This window comes from Amycolatopsis sp. NPDC051903 (genome assembly GCF_044452505.1).
Taxonomy (GTDB): domain Bacteria; phylum Actinomycetota; class Actinomycetes; order Mycobacteriales; family Pseudonocardiaceae; genus Amycolatopsis.
Map to the genome: position 1 here is coordinate 80164 of NZ_JBITBT010000006.1, position 19857 is coordinate 100020.

A 19857-nucleotide genomic window follows, 5' to 3' on the forward strand; every position below is an offset into this window, starting at 1 on the left:
GCATGGTGGAGCTGAAGACGCCGGCGGAGATCGTGGCGATGCGGGAGGCGGGCCGGGTGGTGGCCCGAGCGCTCGCGGCCGTGCGGGAAGCCGCGGGCACCGGCGTTTCCCTACTCGAGCTGGACGCCGTCGCGGCGCAGGTGATGGCGGAGGCCGGCGCGAAGCCGTCGTTCCTCGGGTACCACCCGCGCTGGGCGCCGACGCCGTACCCGGGCGTGATCTGCGCGAGCGTGAACGACGCGATCGTCCACGGCATCCCCGGCCGCTACCGGCTGCGCGACGGCGACCTGCTGAGCATCGATTGCGGTGCCGCCGTCGACGGCTGGCACGGCGACGCGGCCGTCAGTTTCGTCGTCGGCGGGGCCGACCCGGCCGACCTCGCGCTGATCGCCGCGACGGAAGAAGCGCTCGCCGCCGGCATCGCGGCCGCCCAGCCCGGCGCGAAGATGGGCGACATCTCCGCCGCGATCGGCGCGGTCGGCCGCGCTTCGGGCTACGGCGTGACCGAAGGCCACGGCGGCCACGGCATCGGCCACGCGATGCACGAAGACCCGCCGGTGCCCAACGACGGCCGCCCGGGCCGCGGCCTGCGCCTGCGGCCGGGCCTGGTCCTCGCGATCGAGCCGATGTTCACGCGCGGTGGACTCGACCACTACCGGCACGACCCCGACGGCTGGACCGTGCGCACCACCGACGGCACCCGCGCGTCGCACTCGGAGCACACCGTCGCCATCACCGAAGCCGGCCCAGTGGTGCTGACGCTGCCGTAGCGGTAGAACGTCGGCATGGCCCTCTTCGTCATCCGGCCCGGGCGCAAGGACGACGTGGCGACGCTGCTGCGCTTCTTCGACGAAGCCGTCGAGTGGCTGGTGGCGCGCGGCAGCGCCGGCCAGTGGGGTGACCAGCCGTGGAGCAGCATCCCGCACCGGGCGTCGCGCGTGGCCGACATGACGGACGAGCCCGGCTTGCGCATCGCGGAGGTCGACGGGGAACCGGCCGGGGCGCTGATCGTCAGCGAGAAGTGCCCGGACCACGTGCCGCCGGCCGGCGAGCCGGAGCTGTACATCGGGCTGCTCATCACGTCGCGGCGCTTCGCCGGCCACCGCGTGGGCGCGCAGCTGATCGAGTACACGCTGGCCGAGGCGAAACGCCGCGGGATCGGGCTCGTGCGCGTCGACTGCTGGGCCGGCGGCGACGGCGAACTCCAGCGCTACTACCAGGGGCAGGGGTTCCGCCCGACCGTGCGCTTCGACGTGGGCGGCTGGATCGGTCAGGTCTTCGAACAGCGCCCCTGATCGGGGCAGCCGACTGGCGCGAGCGGCCCGGGCGGGGCACCATATTGACACAACGCCAACAGTGTCCCGTCGACGCAGGAGGAGGCCGTCATGGCCAAGCAGCCCCGAACGCTGTCCGGCAAGGTCATCGTCATCACCGGCGGCGCGCAGGGCATCGGCGCGGCGACGGCCACGGCGCTCAAACGCCTCGGCGCGCGGGTGGTGCTCGGCGACCTCGACCACGTCCGCGCGGAGAAAACTGCTGGTGAGCTTGGCCCGGAGGCCGTCGCGCTGCCGCTCGACGTGACCGACACGCGCGCGTTCACCGAATTCCTCGACGAGGTCGAACGCCGCGTCGGGCCCATCGACGTGCTGATCAACAACGCCGGCATCATGCCGCTCGCCCCGCTCGACGAAGAGGACGACGCGGCCACGCGGCGCATGCTGGAGATCAACCTGCACGCCGTCATCCACGGCACGCGCGAGGCCGTGAAGCGGATGAAGCCGCGGGGGACCGGGCACATCGTGAACGTCGCGTCGATGGCGGGCAAGTCCGGGTTCCCGGGTGCGGCCACGTATTGCGCGACCAAGCACGCGGTCGTCGGGCTGTCGGAGGCCGTGCACCTCGAGCTGCGGGGCACGGGGGTGTCCGTGTCGTGCGTGATGCCGGCGGTGGTGCGCACGGAGCTGGCGTCGGGGCTCGGTGAAGCGAAGTTCATCAAGTCCGTGGCGCCGGAAGATGTGGCCGCGGCCATCGCGGATGCCCTGAAATACCCGAAGTTCGACGTGTTCGTGCCGAAATCGCTGGATTTCACGGGCCGGATCACGCGGCTGTTCCCGCGCGCGTTTGGCGAGTGGTTCGTTCGCTCGCTCGGCGGCGACCAGCTGCTGGCGTCGGCCGCGCACTCGCCGGCGCGGGCCGAGTACGAGTCCCGCGCAGCTCAGAGCGCACCCGCGGCCGACGCGGGGCAGTAGTCGTCCCGGTCAGCGGCACCGTCCGAAATGGACGTGCTTGCGGGGTGCTTGCAAGTGTGGCGGTGTTGAAGCCGCTTGCGCGCGCGGGCAAGATTGCCACCCTGAGGGTCTATCTCCGGGAGGCGGGACATGGTTTCACCCACGGCACGGCTGGCTGCCGCGGCGTCGAACGTCGTGGGGAAGGTGTTCCACGGCGGCGTCGCCGATCTGCGCCCGATGCCCCGCGTCCTCATCGACCAGGGGCCGAACCGCTCGCTGTACCGCATGACCCACAGCGGCGCGCCGGTGTCCGGGCCGCCGATCCTGCTGGTGCCGCCGCTGGCCGCGCCCGCGCTGTGCTTCGACCTGCGCCGCGGCTGCAGCCTCATCGAGCACCTCGTGGACGCCGGGCGCAACACCTACCTCGTGGACTACGGCAACGTCGCGTTCTCCGACCGGCGCCTCGGCATCGAGCACTGGATCGACGAGGTGCTGCCGCGCGCGATCCGGAAGGTGAGCGAGGACGCCGGCGGCGCGGGTGTGCACCTCGTGTCGTGGTCGCTGGGCGGGATCTTCTCGCTGCTGGTGAACGCCGACCAGCCCGACCTGCCGGTCGAGTCCATCACGGCCATCGGGTCGCCGGTGGACTTCACGGCGATCCCGATCGTCGCGCCGTTCCGCCCGCTCGTCGACCTCACCGGCGGCCACCTGCTCACGCCGGTCTACCGCGCGTTCGGCGGCGCACCGTCCTATTTGGTCAGCCGCGTGTTCCGCGCGACGGGCATCAGCAAGGAGATCACGAAACCCATCGCGATCCTCTCGCACCTCGACGACCGCGACTACCTCGCCCAGATCGAGGCCGTCGACCACTTCATGGACAACATGTACGCCTATCCCGGCCGCACGTTCGGGCAGCTCTACCACCGGCTCTTCCGCACCAACGACCTCGCCGAGGGTACCGTCGACCTCGGTGGCCGCAAGATCAGCCTGGCCGACGTGAAGGCGCCGGTGCTGGTCGTCGCGGGGGAGAACGACACGATCGCGCCGCAGCCATCGGTGGAACGCGTGGTGCGCCTGCTGGAAAACGCGCCGGAAGTGCGCTTCCGCACCGCGCCCGGCGGACACCTCGGCGTGCTGACCGGCCGCCGCGCCCGCGGCACGACGTGGAAGTACCTGGACGAGTTCCTCGACGAGCGAGCGTGAAAACTCTCCCATGGTAGTCGAACGGTCACTAATAGTATTCACCTGAATGCATCTTGAAAGGCTCTCGATCATCGACAGAGACTTGAAACTCTGCATATCGAGGGGTTGGCTGCATGGTTTCGCATATCGCAATGACGAGAGCGCGGTTGTATGTCCTTATCGATGCATTCGAGGCGGACATGCGTCAAATTCTGGACAGCTACATACTTGATCACTTAGAGGAAGAAGAAGCTGTCGGCAATAGTTTTGATCGAGCCAGTCAAAGGCGAGCCGATGATCCGCTAGGTGATAATACCAGCATTACCGCCTTCTTGGATCTTCAAGAATGCTATGATATTTTGAATAAGAATCGCGATAGTCTCCCCGCGGATGTCGGGAGAGAGCTGAAAGATAATACGATCGCCGTCAATTCAATGGTCCCCGTTCGAAACAGGGTAATGCATGGAAGGCCGCTCGTCGTTGGGGATCCAGAGACGGCCTTGTCTGCCTGTCGTGCGTTTGTTACCCGTTACTGGTCTCGAGTAAAGGAAGTAATTCGGCAGCTCGAGGTCGATTCAGCATGGCAACCTGTAATAAAAGAGCAGGATCGAACAGCCGATCGCGTTCTGCACAATCTCCCACTTCCTGAGTATGATGAGACCGGCCTGATTGGCCGAAGTGATCTGTCGAAAGATGTAAAGCGGCGTTTGATGCGACGGCGCGAACCCATCGTAACGCTAGTCGGCGAAGGTGGAATCGGGAAGACCGCACTGGCTCTCGACGTGGCGTATCAGTTGGTGGAGGATCCAGAATGCCCTTACGAGTGTATACTGTGGGTTTCGCTCAAAACTGAGAGGCTGACGGCTTCAGGTGTTGTGAGCATTGCTGGAGCAGTTCGTGATCTCACCGGAGCTGCGGGTCTCCTAGGGGGTGCGTTAGATTCCAGCTTCACGGGTGGTGTGAAAGAATTAGCGGAGGCAATTGAAGGAATTCCAACTCTTTTGATAGTTGACAACCTAGAGACGGTCACGGGAGATGAGGTCAGCACGCTTTACGATAGTCTGCCTGACTCAGTCAATTTTTTGTTTACTAGCAGAGTGGGGATAGGGCAGCTTGAGAGGCGAGTTACTGTTGGGCCTCTAGCTGGCAAGGATGCCAATTTCCTGTTCCGGAACTTCGCTAAGGCGCGCGGGGTTCAGCGACTAGCGCGGTCTCAAGAGCGTACAATTTCTGACACCGTAAAACGCCTTCGCAGTAGTCCGCTAGCTATCCGTTGGTACATTATGGCTGTAGAGGCAGGCCAGCAGCCGAATCTCGCACTAGCTGATCAGTCGGTTCTACTCGACTTTTGTATTCGATCAGTGTACGATAAGATGTCGCAGGAAGCGCGTCAAATTTTAGCCATGCTGTACGCTCTAGATCGGGTAGTTTTATTTGATGAGCTTGCAATATTGGCAGATACGCCAGTTGATTCGTTGAGGGGGTCTGTTCAGCAGCTGTTGCGCGGCTCTATGGTTGTTGAGGAGACAGACGGATCGGATCCGCTTATATCTAGAATTACTCTCACGGAGTCCGCCAGGAACTTTCTTCGCGCCGTGAGCCCACCTCAGTCGACATTGGTGGAATCGACCTTGCGCCGTGAGAGGGAATTTCGTCGTTCTGATGAGCGGAGGCGGGCGGATGCGAAAAGCCGCCAGCTGGCACCGAACGTCGTCCGCGTGCGAGGTTCTGCGGACGTCCCGGTGGCTCACTTGCTGAGGGAGGCGCTTTCCGCTTCAAAACGTGATAGTTTTAAAGTTGCGACGGAAATCACGGCACGTGCCCGATCTCTCAACCCAGAGTATTGGGAAGTCGATCGAGTAGAGGCGTTTATATTCTCCGCTGCTGGCTACGTTGATAAAGCTACAGCAATGTACAGAAACGCGCTACGCAACGCACGTAATGCCGGAGATGAAGAAGGTATAGCTGTAGTTTCTTACTTCTTTTCGGGTCACTTGTCGCGACGGGCGAATGAGCCCGAGCAGGCCCTTGATTACGCGAATGACGCGCACAAGCACTTCAATTCTCCGGAGACCGGTCAGGAGCTCGGTAAACTTCTATTTTGGCTGGGAAGATTTGAAGAATCGCAACATTTATTGGAGGATGCTATTGAGAAATCTGCGGGTCGTACAAGGTTGATTGCGATGACCGCGTTAGTTGATTCATGGAAGCGATGGTCAGAGGAACTCCTGTCGAATCAGCGAAGGCCGATGGAAGCCTTAGATAAGGCATACACCGGGTTTCATATCGGGATGAGGGAGATATCGCTCGGGACATATGATAAGCGTCTATGCGATGGTGTTTTAGACGCTGCAACTCAAGTATTGCGTAGCGCTGAATCGCAATTAATTGAGCCAAAATTTGCTAACTCTAGAATAGATGGAATGCTAAAGTCTATTGATGGCAAGAAAGCGATGTTCGCAACGCTCCGAGGTTATCGACCTTTTTCTCATAGTCTTCTTAACTTGTCTAAGAGGCGAAATCTGCCAGCGTATGCTCAGGTTCTCCTCGGCGTAGATTCAAAGGTGCCTGGATTGACTCAGGAAGGCGACCCTCATACGGGAATCGCGATAGGGCAAGTTCGTGGATGGCGGGGTACGTACGGGTTTATAACTCATGTGAGCTACCCTGACGATGTCTTCTTCCCAGCCTCGGCTGTGAAGAACCTCAGGGAGCGTGGTGAAGATGTCGACCTGGTCGGATATTCGGTGAGGTTCACCGCGCAAGCAGGCGACGGTCCTCGCCCGAAGGCGAACCACGTAGAGATAATGTGGTAGATAGGTCTCTAGCGGTATAGTTGTGTCGAATCAATCTGCGGCGGAAGTCGGTAGAAATTCACTACTTCAGCCGCGGCGGCGTGGGCGAGGTCGTCGACGGACGGATGTGAAGAGGGGTCGCCCAGGTGCTCCCGGGCGACCCCTCTGTTTCGTCAGGAGTCAGACCACGGGTGCCTGACCGCCGCGCTGGGCGGTGACCCACGCGCGGACGTCCTTGTGCAGCAGGCCGCGCAACGCGAGGGCGGCGAAGACCAGCGGCAGGATGCCGGTGGCGCCCTCGCTGATCAGCGTCACGATCCCGTTGATGACGATGACCGCCTCGACCACGATCGCGGTCACCCACGGCCACTGCTGGCCCGACGGCAGCTTCACCGCGCACACCGCGAGCGCGACGGCCATCACGAAGTTGATGACGCCGATCACGACCAGCAAGCCCGTTCCCTCGGCACCGTTGCTGCTCGCGGCAGCGGCGAGGACCAGGATGAGGATCGCGGCCAGCACGCTGAACGCGACCTGGATCCACATGAAGATCCGAGCCTGACCCAGGCCCCTCGGCGGGCCGTAAACCCCAGGATTCGTCATGCCGGGAAGGTTAGGGCAAAGGTGTGGAAATCGATCCTTCGGAGATCAATCCGATATTCCGCACCTTAGCCGCGAATTGCCTGGTGTGTTGGGGAAAAACTCACTTGCTTCGCGAGGGTCGTCTGGCTGAGCATCCCGGCCGAGACTGGCCTGCTTGCTCGTGTGACGCTTCCCGCGGGTGTCGAACCGACCCCCGCCCGGCCGTGGTGGAGCTCCGCGGCCGGGCGGGGGTGACGGGCAAGCTACTTCAACTGCGCGCTGGTCTTTCCCAGCACCCTTCGGGCCACGATCAGCTGCTGGATCTGTTGCGTCCCTTCAAAAATGTCCAGGATCTTGGCGTCCCGAGCCCACTTCTCCAGCAGCGATTCCTCCGTGTACCCATACGCGCCGGCCAATTCGACGCACTTCAGGGTCACCTCCACGACCGTGCGGCCGGCCTTGGCTTTCGCCATGGAGGCGGGCAGGGAGTTGGGCTTGCGGTTGTCCGCCATCCACGCGGATTCGAGCGTCAGGAGGTACGCGGATTCGTAGTCGGCTTCCAGTTGGAGGAAGGTGGCGGCCGCGGCGGGTTGGAGGTGGGCCGGGCGGTCGTAGTCGACGGTGACGCCGGCCGTGGACAGCAGGTGGCGGGTCTCGTCGAGGGCCGCGCGGGCGAGGCCGACGGCCATGGCGGCGACCAGCGGGCGCGTGTTGTCGAACGTCTGCATGACGCCCGCGAAGCCCTTGGCCGTGTCGACGTCCGGGGTGCCCAGCAGGTTTTCGCGCGGGACGCGGCAGTTCTCGAAGCGCAGCACGGCCGTGTCGGACGCGCGGATGCCCAGCTTGTGCTCCACGCGCACGACTTCGAAGCCCGGCGTGCCCTTCTCGACCACGAAGGACTTGATGGCCGCGCGGCCTTTTGACCGGTCCAAAGTGGCCCAGACGACCACGGCGTCGGCGCGTTGGCCCGAGGTCACGAAGATCTTCTCGCCGTTGAGCACGTAGTCGTCGCCGTCGAGGATGGCCGTGGTGGTGATGGCGGCGGAGTCCGAGCCGCAGTCGGGCTCGGTGATGGCCATGGCGGCCCACAAGCCGGCGAACCGCTCGAGCTGCTCGTCGGTCGCGACCGAGCTGATGGCGGCGTTGCCCAATCCCTGACGCGGCATGGAAAGCAGCAGGCCGACGTCGCCCCAGCACATCTCGATGGTGCCGAGCACCACGTTGAGGTTGGCACCGTTGCGGTTCCCGCCGGACCCGGAATCGCGCGAACGGCGCACCCCCGCCGCTCCCGCGCCGCCCTCACCGGAGGAGTTCAAACCGTCGAGCAGCGCGGCGAACATGTCCAATTCGGACGGATACGTGTGCTCCGCGCGGTCGTACTTGCGCGAGATCGGCCGGAACACTTCGGCCGCGGCCTGGTACGCCTGGTTGACCAGCGCGCCGGCCTTCTTCGGAACCTCGAGGTTGATCATCGGAACTCAAAGCCTTTCTAGAGGAGGACGGCGCCTTCCATCACGCCGATCGCCCGCAGGTCGCGGTACCAGCGCTCAACCGGGTGCTCCTTCACGAAGCCGTGCCCGCCCAGCAGTTGCACCCCGGCGTTGCCGATCTGCATGCCCTTGTCGACGGCCAGCCGGCGCGCAAGCGCGGCCTCCCGCGCGTACTCCTTGCCCTGCTCGGCCCGCGCGGCGGCGCGCAGCGTCACCAGGCGCAGGCCCTCCAGTTCGATCGCGATGTCGGCGACGGAGAACGCCACCGCCTGCCGGTGGCTGATCGGCTCGCCGAACGCGGTGCGCTCGTTCACGTACGGCACCACGTAGTCGAGCACGGCCTTCGCCGTCCCTGCCGCCAGCGCGGCCCAGCCCAGCCGCGACAGGCGCACGACCTCGGTGAACACGTCGGCCTTGCCGCCGCCGAGCAGCGCGCCCGCGGGCAGCGCCACCTTCTCCAGGTGCAGCTTGCCGGTCGCGGCGCCGCGCAGGCCCATCGCGGGCTCGGCCTCGACCGTGAGCCCCACCGCCGACGACTCGACGAGGAACAACGCCGGCCCGCGGCCTTCGAGGTCGGCCGAGACGATGAACAGCTCGGCCTGCGCCGCGCGCGGCACCAGCGACTTCACGCCGTCGAGCTGGTAACCCTTCGGCGTGCGCTTCGCCTTCGTGGCGGGCTTGAACGGGTCGGCGAGCGGGGTGCGTTCCAGCAGCGCCAGCGCCGCGGCCGGCACCTGCTCGCCGGCGAACGCGGGCACGTAGTCGGCCTGCTGCTGCTCGTCGCCCCACGCCACGAGCGCCGTGCTGACCGCGGACGGCGCCAGCACCGCGACGGCCAGCCCCAGATCACCGTGGGCCAGAGCTTCGGCGACGAGCGCGTTGGTGACCACCGAACGCTCCGTGCCCGCTCCGCCGAGTTCCTCCGGGATGCCGACGAGGCTGATCCCCAGCTCCGCGGCCCGCGTGAGCAGGCCTTCGGGTGCGGCGAGCTTGGCGTCGGCGTCCGCGGCGGCCGGGCGCAGCTGCTCGGCGGCGAACTCGGTCACCGTCTCCGTGATGAGCTGCTGGTCCTCGCTGGGCGTGACGTCGAACAGACCGGTGTCGCCGGCCGGCGCCAGCCGTGCGGGCTTGCCGAGCCGCGGCGCGGATTTGAACGACCGCGTGGCCGCCCCCACCGCGCGGAAACCGCTGCGGGTGCCCGCCTTGACCAGGTTCTGCACGGGCCCGCGCAGCCCGGCCTTGTCGATCGCGCTGCTCCCGGCCAACCGGGTGAGCGCGGCCAGGCCGAAGCCCATCGCGTCTCGTTTCCTTGGCGCAGCCATGTGGCCTCTCCCTCGCGTTACCTACTGACGAGTAGGTTAGCGCGGTGCGGCAGAGATCGCCAGTCGTCCCGGACGGTGCACCGCCGGCGACGCGCTCGTCACCGCGACGCCAGGTGCACCTGCCGTCGTGCCCAAGGGAGCCGTTCGAACGTGATCAGCCCGAGTACCGCGACCGCGGCCACGACCACGGACACGGCGGCCGGCGCGTGCTCCAGCAGTGGCGTCACGGCCAGCAGCACGGCGGCGAGCACCAGCCGCTGCGTGTTCCAGCTGCCGAGGTTGCGCCGTCGCAACGAACTCAGCGCCACGAGGTACAGCGCGAGACCGCCGGTGAGTGTCCACATCGGTACGCCGTGCAGCGCTTCGCCCGGCAGGTGGTGAGCCGTGTCGGACAGGTACAGGAACGCCTTCTTCAGCCCCAGCGCGACCAGCACGATGCCGGCGATGAGCGGCAGGTGCAGGAACGTGTACGAGTCCGTCGCGAGCTTCGTGCGCTCCAGCCCCTTCGCGTTCGCCAGCCGGTGCTCCGCGACGTGCGCGACGACGTCGAAGTACGTCCACCACATCCCGGCCGCCAGTGCGATGCCGCAGATCGCGCAGCCGGCGATGAGCCACGTCATGGCCACCGGCCCGATGCCGATCCCGATCGCCACGATCGATTCGCCCAGCGCGATGATCACGATCAGCCCGAACCGCTCCGCGAAGTGCCCCGGCGAGTTGAGCCGCCAGCCGGCGGGGCCGGAGAAGTACACGTTCACGTAGTCGACCGCCAGTGCCACCACCCACAGCACCAGCTGCCACGGCTGCGGCACGAACGCCGCGACGACCAGCAGCGCGATGCTCGGCACCAGCCCGCGCAACATCCGCAACAGCACGCGCCGCAGCTCCGGGTCGTGCCGCGCCGCGCCCAGGTACGCGACCTCGTGCAACACTCGCACGACGCTGTAACACGCGACGAGCAGCAGCGGCCCGTACAGCCCGCCCGGCCGGTCCGTGAACGCTTCCGGGACCGTGAGCGACAGCAGGAACATCACGGCCATCGCTGCGAACATCGCCAGCCGCGCGATGCCGTGGTCCACGTGGATCGTCGTACCGAGCCACGCGTAGCAACACCAGCACCACCACAGCACCGCCAGCACCAGCAACCCCTCGACGACGCCGAGCGGGCTCAGGTGGTCGGCCATCAGCTGGGTCGTCTGCGTGATCGCGTAGACGAACACGAGGTCGAAGAACAACTCGAGCGTGGAGACCCGGTGGTCCTCGTCCGTCGTGACCAGGTGCAGTCTTCGTCCGGTGGGCACCCGGAATGCTTGCACGCCCAGACGTTGATCGGGAGCGATTTCGCGGAGGACGGATTTTCAGGGGAGCTGCAGGATCCGCCGCGTCCCAGGCGGCGGTACGAGCCCTCGGCCCTCCGGTGTAGGCGGGTGCCTGCGCGGCTCCCGGTCGGTCGGAGCCGTGGACGTTGGGTTTCAGTCAGTCGCCATCAGCACGGTTCCCTTGCCAGTTCGGGAAATACCGCCTCAGCAGCCCTCGACGGGACACTCCAGCACCGTCCGCAGCAATGCCGTCAGCTCCGCCTCCAGATTCGGCCGCCCGTTGACGCGGCGCGTGCGGGTCAGGTCGTTCGCGATCGTCAGGGCGGCGTGGACGCGGATCTTCGCCTCGCGTGCGGGCAGCGACGGGAAGATCGCGGCCAGCAGGGTCACCCACTGGGCCACGTAATCGCGCTGGACGCGGAGCAAGCCGGCCTTTTCGCGGTCCGGCATGGTGACCCGGTCGGCCGTGAAGGAGACCAGTAGTTTCGGCGTGTGGAGCAACGTGTGCACGTACGAAGCCGACAGCCGGCGCAGGGCGGTCAGCTCGTCGGGTGCCCGCAGGGCCTGCTCGGCGGCCAGCGCGAGGCGGTCGGCGGCGCGGTGGCCGATGGCGGCCATCAGGGCCGCCTTGCTGGGGAAGTGGCGGTAGACGCTGGGGCCGGCGATGCCCGCCGCCGCGCCGATGTCTTCCATGCTGACCGCGTGGAAGCCGCGTTCGCCGAACAGGGTGGTGGCGGCGGAGAGGATCTGTTCGCGGCGGGAAGGGGTGCCGAGGCCGTTCGGGATGTCGGGCGCGGCCGAGACCGGGCCCGGCAGTGTGGTGTTCAGCACAGCGGAGGCCAGTTCGACGAGCAGCGGCACGAACCGGCGGCGCGCGACCGTCGTGTGGTGCACCGCCACGCTGCCGAACACCGACAGCGCGCCCCAGCACAGGAACTCGGCGTCGTCGGCCGCCAGGTCGGTGCGGGCGGCCAGCAGGGCCTTCGTCCACGCGTCCAGCACCGCGCTCGAGCGGCGGCGGATCTCGCGCCGCTCTTCGCGCGGCAGGTGGGGGCCTTCCCAGCGCCACAGTGCCGCGATCTCGCGCCGCTCGACGGCCTGCGTCGCGAGGCCCGTGAGCAGGGTGTCCAGCTGGTCGGGAGCGCCGGACAGCGCCGCGGAGGTCGCGGCCTCCATGTCGTCGATGCCGGCGAGCACGACGTAGGCCAGGATCGCCTGCTTGTCCGCGAAGTGGCGGTACAGGGCGGGCCCCGTGACGCCCGCCGCGGCGGCGATGTCGTTGATGCCGACTCCGTGGAAGCCGCGGGCGCGGAACAGCTCCGCGGCGACCGCGGCGAGCTGGGCCTTGCGGTCGCGCAGTCGCGACGGGCGATCCGGAGTCTTCATGGTGAACCGACGATAGCGCCTTTCGGAACACGGGCAACCCATTGACACCATCGGGTTCCGGAGGCTTATGTTAATGGGCATTAGCGTCAGCCGGACAGTACGATCGACGGCGAGATACACCGAAGTGTCCAACCACGCCGCTGCGCGGAGGAGTGTTCAGTGAGTAGCGAGGCCTACATCTACGAGGCGATGCGCACGCCTCGGGGCAAGAACAAGGGCGGTGCCCTCCACGGCACCAAGCCGCTCGACCTGGTGGTCGGGCTGATCGAAGAGCTCAAGGTCCGCCACCCGAACCTCGACCCGCAGGCGATCGACGACATCGTGCTCGGCGTCGTCTCCCCGGTGGGTGAGCAGGGCGCCGACATCGCGCGCACGGCCGCCCTCGTGGCCGGCCTGCCCGAGACGGTCGCGGGTGTGCAGCTCAACCGCTTCTGCGCGTCGGGCCTCGAGGCCACCAACGTCGCGGCGCAGAAGGTGCGCTCGGGCTGGGACCAGCTGATCATCGCGGGCGGCGTGGAATCCATGTCGCGCGTGCCGATGGGGTCCGACGGCGGCGCGCTGTTCATGGACCCGACCACGGCGTACGACGAGTACATCGTGCCGCAGGGCATCGGCGCCGACCTGATCGCGACGATGGAGGGCTTCAGCCGCGAGGACGTCGACCGGTTCGCGGTCCGCTCGCAGGAGAAGGCCGAGGCGGCCTGGGCCGGCGGCTACTTCGCGAAGTCCGTGGTGCCGGTGAAGGACATCAACGGCGTCACGATCCTCGACCACGACGAGCACCGCCGCCCCGGCTCCACCGTCGAGGGCCTGGCCAAGCTCAAGCCGGCGTTCACCGCCATCGGCGAGATGGGCGGCTTCGACGCCGTCGCGCTGCAGAAGTACCACCAGGTCGAGAAGATCGACCACGTCCACACGGGCGGCAACTCCTCGGGCATCGTCGACGGCGCGGCCATCGTGCTCGTCGGCAGCGAAGAGGTCGGCAAGCGCTTCGGCCTCACGCCGCGAGCGCGCATCGTCGCCACCGCCTCCATCGGCTCCGAGCCGACGATCATGCTCACCGGCCCCACGCCGGCCACCAAGAAGGTGCTCAAAACCGCGGGCCTGACCCCGGACGACATCGACCTGTGGGAGCTCAACGAGGCGTTCGCGTCCGTCGTGCTCAAGTGGCAGAAGGACCTGCACCTGCCGGACGAGAAGGTGAACGTCAACGGCGGCGCGATCGCCATGGGCCACCCGCTCGGCGCCACCGGCGCGATGATCCTCGGGACCATGGTCGACGAGCTCGAACGCCGCCAGGCGCGCCGCGCCCTGGTGACCCTGTGCATCGGCGGCGGCATGGGCGTCGCGACCATCATCGAGCGGGTGTGAGGACAAATGGCTGAGAGCAAGACCATCCGCTGGGAGAAGGACGCGGACGGCATCGTCACGCTGACCCTCGACGACCCGAACCAGTCGGCCAACACGATGAACGCCGACTTCCGCGAGTCGCTCGCCGCGACAGTCGAGCGGCTGGAGGCGGAGAAGGACGACCTCACCGGTGTGGTGATCACGTCGGCCAAGAAGACGTTCTTCGCCGGCGGCGACCTGCGTGACCTGATCAAGGCGAAGCCGGAGCACGCCGAGGCCTTCGCCGCGTCGAGCACGCAGATGAAGGACCACATGCGGCGCATCGAGCTGCTCGGCAAGCCGGTGGTCGCGGCCATCAACGGCGCCGCGCTCGGCGGCGGTCTCGAGATCGCGCTCGCGACGCACCGACGCATCGCGGCCGACGCGAAAGGCAGCCAGATCGGCCTGCCCGAGGTCACGCTGGGCCTGCTGCCCGGCGGTGGCGGCGTCGTGCGCACCGTGCGGCTGCTGGGCATCCAGAACGCGCTGCTCAACGTGCTGCTGCAGGGCACGCGCCACAAGCCGCGCAAGGCGCTGGAGCTGGGCCTGGTGCACGAGGTCGTCGACACCGTCGAGGAGCTGGTGCCCGCCGCCAAGGCGTGGATCAAGGCCAACCCCGAGGGCGGCGTGCAGCCGTGGGACGTCAAGGGCTACAAGATCCCGGGCGGCACCCCGTCGAACCCGAGCTTCGCGGCGAACCTGCCCGCGTTCCCGGCGAACCTGCGCAAGCAGCTGAAGGGTGCGCCGATGCCGGCGCCGCGCGCGATCCTGGCCGCGGCCATCGAGGGCGCGCAGGTCGACTTCGACACCGCGATCAAGGTCGAGTCGCGCTACTTCGTGAGCCTCGCCATCGGGCAGGTCTCGAAGAACATGACGAAGGCGTTCTTCTTCGACCTGCAGACGATCAACTCGGGCGGCTCGCGTCCGGACGGCTTCGAGAAGTACACCGCCCGCAAGGTGGGTGTGCTCGGCGCCGGGATGATGGGCGCCGCGATCGCGTACGTGTCGGCGAAGGCCGGCATCGACGTGGTGCTCAAGGACGTCTCGCAGGAAGCCGCCGACAAGGGCAAGGGCTACGCGGTCAAGCTCGAGGAGAAGGCTCTCTCCCGGGGCAAGACCACGAAGGAGAAGTCCGACGAGCTGCTGGCCCGCATCAAGCCGACCGCCGACGCGGCCGACTTCGCGGGGGTCGACTTCGTGATCGAGGCCGTGTTCGAGAGCGTCGAGCTGAAGCACAAGGTGTTCGGCGAGATCGAGGGCGTCGTGAACTCCGACGCGGTGCTGGGTTCCAACACCTCGACCCTGCCGATCACCACGCTCGCCGAGGGCGTGCAGCGGACCGAGGACTTCATCGGGATCCACTTCTTCTCGCCGGTGGACAAGATGCCGCTGGTCGAGATCATCTGCGGTGAGAAGACGGCGCCCGCGACGCTGGCGAAGGTCTTCGACTACACCCTGCAGATCAAGAAGACCCCGATCGTCGTCAACGACAGCCGCGGCTTCTTCACCTCGCGCGTGATCGGCACGTTCATCAACGAGGCCGTCGCCGCGCTGGGCGAGGGCGTCGAGCCGGCGTCGATCGAGCAGGCGGGTTCGCAGGCCGGCTACCCGGCGCCGCCGCTGCAGCTGATGGACGAGCTGACGCTCACGCTGCCGCGCAAGATCCGCCTCGAGACCAAGGCGGCCGTCGAGGCGGCCGGCGGCACCTGGACGCCGCACGCGTCCGAGGCCGTCATCGACCGCATGGTGGACGAGTACGACCGCAAGGGCCGCAGCACCGGCGCGGGCTTCTACGAGTACGACGAGAACGGCAAGCGCACCGGCCTGTGGCCCGGCCTGCGCGACGCCTTCAAGTCCGGCACCGGCGACGTGCCCTTCGAGGACCTCAAGGAGCGCATGCTCTTCGCCGAGGCGCTCGAGACCGTGAAGTGCTTCGACGAGGGCGTGCTGACGTCCGTCGCCGACGCCAACATCGGCTCGATCTTCGGCATCGGGTTCCCGGCGTGGACCGGTGGTGTCATCCAGTACATCAACCAGTACAAGGGCGGCCTGCAGGGCTTCGTCGACCGCTCCCGCGAACTCGCGGCCCGCTACGGCGACCACTTCCTGCCGCCGGAATCGCTGGTGGCGAAGGCCGCCAAGGGCGAGATCTACGAATAGGCAGCGCAGTCCGGGCCGCCCCCGTGGGAGCTTTCCCGCGGGGGCGGCCCGCGTTCGTCTCGGCGCCGAGGGCACGCTCGTCGTCATGCCTCCCGCCTCCGCCGCGCTCGCCCGGGCAACTCGCCTCGCCGGCCCGTCCGCTACCTTGGCCGACGTCCGGCCCCTCGCTGGCGGCTCCCACGCCACGACGTACGCGGTGCGAACCGCCAACCCGCGGCGCGACCTGATCCTGCGCGAGTTCCCCGCCGGCGACCCTGCGGCCCTCGACGAGGAACGCGTCCTCACCGCGCTCGACTCCTTGGGCGGTCTCGCCCCGATTTTCCTCGCCCGCGGCGAATCCTGGGTCCTCATCAGCCGGCTCCCCGGCTCGGCCGACATCCACCCGGCCGACCCGCACACCTGCGCGACGCAGCTCGGGCAGACGCTGGCCCGCGTTCACACGGCCGCCGCGCCCGCGCACTTCGCCCCCGTGTTCGACCGCCGCGGCTACCGGTCCCGGCTGTCCGGTCCCGCCGCACCGTTCGTCGACGCCGCCTGGGAAAACCCCATCCTGACCACCCCGCATGTCCTGACCCACGGCGACTACCAGTCCGGCAACGTCCTCTGGCTCGACGGCACCCTCACCGGCGTCGTCGACTGGGAGGGCGCCGCCCGCGGGCCCGCCGGCTACGACGTCGGCTGGTGCCGCCTCGACCTCTACCTCCTCCACGGCGAAGCCCTGGCCGACGTTTTCCTCGCGGCGTATGAGAACGCCATCGGCTTTCGCCTCGCCGACCCGCGGCTCTGGGACCTGTGGACGCTCGCCCGTTCGCACCGCTCCGTCGAAACCTGGGTCCCGAACTACCGCGACCTCGGCCGCGCCGACCTCACGGCAACCGAGCTACGCCGCCGGCACACGACCTGGACTGAGGAACTGCTGCGTCGCCACGGCTGAACTCAGGACCGACGGCGGAGGTGCTCAAAGGCCCGGACGCGGCGACGACGATTTGAGCTGCGGCCCCTTTCCTCCGAGCGGGCGCAGAGCCATCACGGCGCCGTCGCCGTCGATGGTCGCGATCCCGTCCCAGTCGGCTTGAATCGCCGGGAGGCGCCTCTTCCAATCGGCGACGGCACCCGCGACCTGGTCGGCGTAGTTCCGTGTTCCGCCATCCCGCGTGAGCAACTCGTATAGGTCCTTCGGTATCCCCGAGAAGACTTCCACACGCTGGCCCTCGAATCTGAAAACGTGATCGGTCCCGACGAGTTCGACCCCGCCGAGTGTCACACTGACGTCGCACTCGGCGTTCACCGCATACGGCGCGTGGTCCTTGCCTAGCCGCAATTGTTGTCGCTCCGTCAGGTATTGGGCTGCGCTCTGGCGATCGCCGACGAAGGTCAGCAGGGACGCGGCACGTGCACGTACGAGCACCCGAGAAAACCACTCGAACCTGTCCGGGGTGAGGTGGAACCCGGGCCGGCTCACCGTTCGGCCCTGTTCGGTCCATTGGATGTCCGGGAAGTTGTTCACTTGGGCGACCGCGCCGTGAACATCAGCGCTCGGTCCACCGGGGCTGGCGAGCACACCGTCACCTGCGGGGTCCAGCATACGCATCTCGATGCCTGCTTCTGCGGCGAATGCTGTCGTCATCAGCAGGCTCGGTACCGGCTTCGGCTGACCATGCCGGTCGCCGAGAGCTATCACTTCGACTCGTTCGGCAGACGTCCTCAGCTGTTGGTGCTGGTAGTTGCGGTCGCCGTGTGAGCCCCGTCCGTCCACGAGGACGATCCGGAGCGGCTCGCCGGGCTTCCTCCCGACCAGGAACTGCCCAGGCCGGTAGCCGCGCGCAGGTCGAATTCCCTGGGTACCGGCGCCGCGCAATGCCCAGCCGGCGTCGAGTGCCAGGTCGACATCGACCGCCTCGAAGCGATAGCCGGGATGTCTGCACTCGAGGATTTTCCGTGCCGCGGTCAGGGCGAAAGCTATTCCGAGCTCTTGAGCCTGCACGCCTTTGTTGTAGTACCTGGGGTTCTGCCGCGCTTCGGTCGAGAGCGTCATGCGACCGCCTCGAGCTTCGAGTGTTGTCAAGTACCGCAGGCAGTTCCAATGCTGGGACAGACCGCGCGAGGGGCTGTGCCCGGACAAAGTGGTTGCGCGGCCGAACGTTTGAAGTATCTCCCAGGGAGTGATCCTGAATCCATGCTGGTGTTCCGCGCTGCGTACCGGTTTCAGATCATGTTTCCGCGGCAAATCGGGTTGTCCGATTTCGCGCCGCTTCTTGTCCTCTTTCGCAGCTTGTTGAGCCACCGCGCCGGCGAGCTCCGCGGTTGAGTGAATCGCTACGTGAGAACTGGTCGAGAGCTGATCCAGCGCGTCTTTCAACGCCACAGTCGTCCGCCTCCCCTTCGTCGGTCATTCCTGACCGCTCTCCAACACACCGCATTTCTCAAGCGTTGTCTGCCGCCCAGGGGAGGGTGATTTGCATTCATGCGGTGACTCTTCGTATTGGTTGGCGATTGACCAGCGAAGATCGTCGGCTGGTGGTCCCAACGCCACTCGTTCGGCTCAGTGAGCGCCGAGCGAGAGCAGATCTTGTCCGGCGTTGGCTGGTTCGCGCGCGAGTTCCAGGCGCACGGTGTAGCCGAGAAGCCGTGCGTACATCAGGAAATCGCACAGCGCCGAATCGTGCACCGACGGGCTGTGCTCGAGCCGCCAGATGTGGATCACGCTCGTTTCGAGCGCTGTGGCAAGGTCGGCGCGGGACTTGCCGGCGGCTATTCGGGCTTGGCGCAGTTCGGTTTGCAGCCGCCACGGTTCGGCCATCGCGCCGGCGTCGGGGTCGGCCATGAGCGGGTGGTCGGAGTGCGGCATCCGTTCGCGCCACGGCAAGAGGCGCTGCGCGGGGTCGTCTTCGACGAGCAGTAGGCGGATGGTGCAGCCCAGCTCGTGGGCGTAGCGGCCCAGCGCGTGCAAACCGTGCGAATTCGGCGCGCGGTACCACCAGCGCGCCGCCGTGACGCGGCTGGGCATGCCGGTCATCTCCTGGATGTTGGCCAACGTCCAGCGACGGGCTTCGCGGACTTCCTCCAGGCGGGTTCTGGCCATCGCCACTTGAGCCGACAGCGCTTCGTGCGCGTCCATTGTTACCACCAACTTGTCAGGATGAGTTGATGGCCTACGGTTCCACAGGTGGTCCAACTGGTCAAGACAAGCTGATGAGTGCAAGAATGCTCGCATGGTGAACCGCCGAAGTGGCATTCCTGCGTTCCGGCAGGTTGCCGGCGACTTGCGCGAGAAGATCGCGGCCGGCCACTACGCGCCGGGTGAGCAGTTGCCGAGCGAACGCGAACTGGTCGAGACCTACGGCGTTTCACGTCCGACCGTTCGGGAAGCCGTGAACATGTTGCGGTCCGAGGGATTGGTGACTTCGGAACACGGTCGCGGGGTCTTCGTCCGGCCGCCGGCGATCGTGCAGGAGCGGGTGGCGGCTACCCGGTTGTCCCGTGCTGCACGGCAGAGCGACCGCGGTGCGTTTCGCGCCGATGCCGAGGCCCGGGGTTTCGTCCCTTCGGCGTCGGTCGAGGTGCGGTTCGAAGCCGCGGATTCCCGGGTGGCGAACCGGCTCGCGATCGCGGACGCAACCGAGGTAACCGTTCGGGATCGAGTGATGCGGGCCGACGACCAGGTGGTTCAGCTTGCGGTGTCGAGGCTTCCTCGCGTGTTCACACGAGGCACGGCCATCGAGCAACCCGACACCGGACCCGGTGGCACCTACGCGCGGCTTGAAGAAGCAGGGCACACGCTCGGCTCGTTCACCGAGCAAGTCGGGGCCAGAATGCCGTCGCCGGAGGAAACGGCGTTGTTGCAGCTCGCCGACGGTGTCCCGGTCATCACCGTCACCCGGGTGGCCTACGGGACCGACGGTACGCCGCTCGAGATGAACGACATGGTCCTCGCCGGCGATCGGTACGAGTTGTCGTACGAGTGGCCCGCCGACTGAGCATCCGCAGGTGGGACGGCAGAAATG

General features: G+C 66.9%; 16 protein-coding genes. 9 read left to right on the forward strand and 7 right to left on the reverse strand.

The genetic code is table 11. The features are described 5' to 3' along the window. Positions 1–2: 2 nt before the first annotated feature. The 5 genes from map to ACIA77_RS16655 all read left to right on the forward strand — a co-directional run bounded on the left by map (position 3) and on the right by ACIA77_RS16655 (position 6226). Entirely contained in the window at positions 3–770 is a 768-nt protein-coding gene (gene map / locus ACIA77_RS16635; protein ID WP_395886749.1) for a type I methionyl aminopeptidase, read from the forward strand. A gap of 15 nt (positions 771–785) precedes the next feature. Next, positions 786–1295 (forward strand): GNAT family N-acetyltransferase, encoded by a 510-nt coding sequence (locus tag ACIA77_RS16640; RefSeq protein ID WP_395886750.1) that lies wholly within the window; start codon positions 786–788, stop codon positions 1293–1295. A gap of 90 nt (positions 1296–1385) precedes the next feature. After that, a complete protein-coding gene (locus ACIA77_RS16645) occupies positions 1386–2249 on the forward strand; it encodes an SDR family oxidoreductase (protein WP_395886751.1) in 864 nt (287 codons plus the stop codon). Positions 2250–2378: 129 nt separating this feature from the next. After that, positions 2379–3431 (forward strand): alpha/beta fold hydrolase, encoded by a 1053-nt coding sequence (locus ACIA77_RS16650; RefSeq protein WP_395886752.1) that lies wholly within the window; start codon positions 2379–2381, stop codon positions 3429–3431. A gap of 113 nt (positions 3432–3544) precedes the next feature. Next, a complete protein-coding gene (locus ACIA77_RS16655) occupies positions 3545–6226 on the forward strand; it encodes an NB-ARC domain-containing protein (protein ID WP_395886753.1) in 2682 nt (893 codons plus the stop codon). Positions 6227–6385: 159 nt separating this feature from the next. Here the strand turns inward: ACIA77_RS16655 and ACIA77_RS16660 are convergent, their stop codons facing one another. The 5 genes from ACIA77_RS16660 to ACIA77_RS16680 all read right to left on the reverse strand — a co-directional run bounded on the left by ACIA77_RS16660 (position 6386) and on the right by ACIA77_RS16680 (position 12304). Continuing rightward, positions 6386–6808, reverse strand: coding sequence for a hypothetical protein (locus ACIA77_RS16660; protein WP_395886754.1), 423 nt, complete (start codon positions 6806–6808; stop codon positions 6386–6388). A 242-nt stretch (positions 6809–7050) separates the two neighbouring features. Further along, a complete protein-coding gene (locus ACIA77_RS16665) occupies positions 7051–8259 on the reverse strand; it encodes an acyl-CoA dehydrogenase family protein (protein WP_395886755.1) in 1209 nt (402 codons plus the stop codon). Positions 8260–8276: 17 nt separating this feature from the next. After that, positions 8277–9572 carry an acyl-CoA dehydrogenase family protein gene (locus ACIA77_RS16670; RefSeq protein ID WP_395887034.1) on the reverse strand — a complete coding sequence of 432 codons (1296 nt, stop codon included), beginning with the start codon at positions 9570–9572 and terminating at the stop codon, positions 8277–8279. 125 nt (positions 9573–9697) lie between these two features. Next, entirely contained in the window at positions 9698–10900 is a 1203-nt protein-coding gene (locus tag ACIA77_RS16675; RefSeq protein WP_395887035.1) for a low temperature requirement protein A, read from the reverse strand. Between the two features lie 222 nt (positions 10901–11122). Next, a complete protein-coding gene (locus ACIA77_RS16680; RefSeq protein WP_395886756.1) occupies positions 11123–12304 on the reverse strand; it encodes a TetR/AcrR family transcriptional regulator in 1182 nt (393 codons plus the stop codon). 159 nt (positions 12305–12463) lie between these two features. Here ACIA77_RS16680 and ACIA77_RS16685 point away from each other — a divergent pair, with 159 nt between their 5' ends. From ACIA77_RS16685 to ACIA77_RS16695, 3 genes are all read left to right on the forward strand, one after another. Continuing rightward, a complete protein-coding gene (locus ACIA77_RS16685) occupies positions 12464–13675 on the forward strand; it encodes an acetyl-CoA C-acetyltransferase (protein WP_395886757.1) in 1212 nt (403 codons plus the stop codon). 6 nt (positions 13676–13681) lie between these two features. Then, complete coding sequence (locus tag ACIA77_RS16690; RefSeq protein WP_395886758.1) at positions 13682–15853, forward strand: 3-hydroxyacyl-CoA dehydrogenase NAD-binding domain-containing protein; 2172 nt, start codon at positions 13682–13684, stop codon at positions 15851–15853. 85 nt (positions 15854–15938) lie between these two features. After that, positions 15939–16787, forward strand: coding sequence for a phosphotransferase family protein (locus tag ACIA77_RS16695; protein ID WP_395886759.1), 849 nt, complete (start codon positions 15939–15941; stop codon positions 16785–16787). Positions 16788–16811: 24 nt separating this feature from the next. Here ACIA77_RS16695 and ACIA77_RS16700 read toward each other — a convergent pair whose 3' ends face one another. Beyond that, positions 16812–18218, reverse strand: a complete 1407-nt coding sequence (locus ACIA77_RS16700; RefSeq protein WP_395886760.1) for a hypothetical protein — start codon at positions 18216–18218, stop codon at positions 16812–16814. Positions 18219–18395: 177 nt separating this feature from the next. After that, a complete protein-coding gene (locus tag ACIA77_RS16705; protein WP_395886761.1) occupies positions 18396–18971 on the reverse strand; it encodes a hypothetical protein in 576 nt (191 codons plus the stop codon). Between the two features lie 94 nt (positions 18972–19065). Here ACIA77_RS16705 and ACIA77_RS16710 point away from each other — a divergent pair, with 94 nt between their 5' ends. Continuing rightward, the gene (locus ACIA77_RS16710) at positions 19066–19830 is read left to right on the forward strand and encodes a GntR family transcriptional regulator (RefSeq protein WP_395886762.1); all 765 of its coding nucleotides are present in this window, start codon (positions 19066–19068) and stop codon (positions 19828–19830) included. Positions 19831–19857: the final 27 nt, after the last annotated feature.

Bases quoted from the DNA above. Each gene is read 5' to 3' on its own strand.
- map (WP_395886749.1), top strand. From the start codon at position 3: ATGGTGGAGCTGAAGACGCCGGCGGAGATCGTGGCGATGCGGGAGGCG.
- ACIA77_RS16640 (WP_395886750.1), top strand. From the start codon at position 786: ATGGCCCTCTTCGTCATCCGGCCCGGGCGCAAGGACGACGTGGCGACG.
- ACIA77_RS16645 (WP_395886751.1), top strand. From the start codon at position 1,386: ATGGCCAAGCAGCCCCGAACGCTGTCCGGCAAGGTCATCGTCATCACC.
- ACIA77_RS16650 (WP_395886752.1), top strand. From the start codon at position 2,379: ATGGTTTCACCCACGGCACGGCTGGCTGCCGCGGCGTCGAACGTCGTG.
- ACIA77_RS16655 (WP_395886753.1), top strand. From the start codon at position 3,545: ATGGTTTCGCATATCGCAATGACGAGAGCGCGGTTGTATGTCCTTATC.
- ACIA77_RS16660 (WP_395886754.1), bottom strand. From the start codon at position 6,808: ATGACGAATCCTGGGGTTTACGGCCCGCCGAGGGGCCTGGGTCAGGCT.
- ACIA77_RS16665 (WP_395886755.1), bottom strand. From the start codon at position 8,259: ATGATCAACCTCGAGGTTCCGAAGAAGGCCGGCGCGCTGGTCAACCAG.
- ACIA77_RS16670 (WP_395887034.1), bottom strand. From the start codon at position 9,572: ATGGGCTTCGGCCTGGCCGCGCTCACCCGGTTGGCCGGGAGCAGCGCG.
- ACIA77_RS16680 (WP_395886756.1), bottom strand. From the start codon at position 12,304: ATGAAGACTCCGGATCGCCCGTCGCGACTGCGCGACCGCAAGGCCCAG.
- ACIA77_RS16690 (WP_395886758.1), top strand. From the start codon at position 13,682: ATGGCTGAGAGCAAGACCATCCGCTGGGAGAAGGACGCGGACGGCATC.
- ACIA77_RS16695 (WP_395886759.1), top strand. From the start codon at position 15,939: ATGCCTCCCGCCTCCGCCGCGCTCGCCCGGGCAACTCGCCTCGCCGGC.
- ACIA77_RS16705 (WP_395886761.1), bottom strand. From the start codon at position 18,971: ATGGACGCGCACGAAGCGCTGTCGGCTCAAGTGGCGATGGCCAGAACC.
- ACIA77_RS16710 (WP_395886762.1), top strand. From the start codon at position 19,066: ATGGTGAACCGCCGAAGTGGCATTCCTGCGTTCCGGCAGGTTGCCGGC.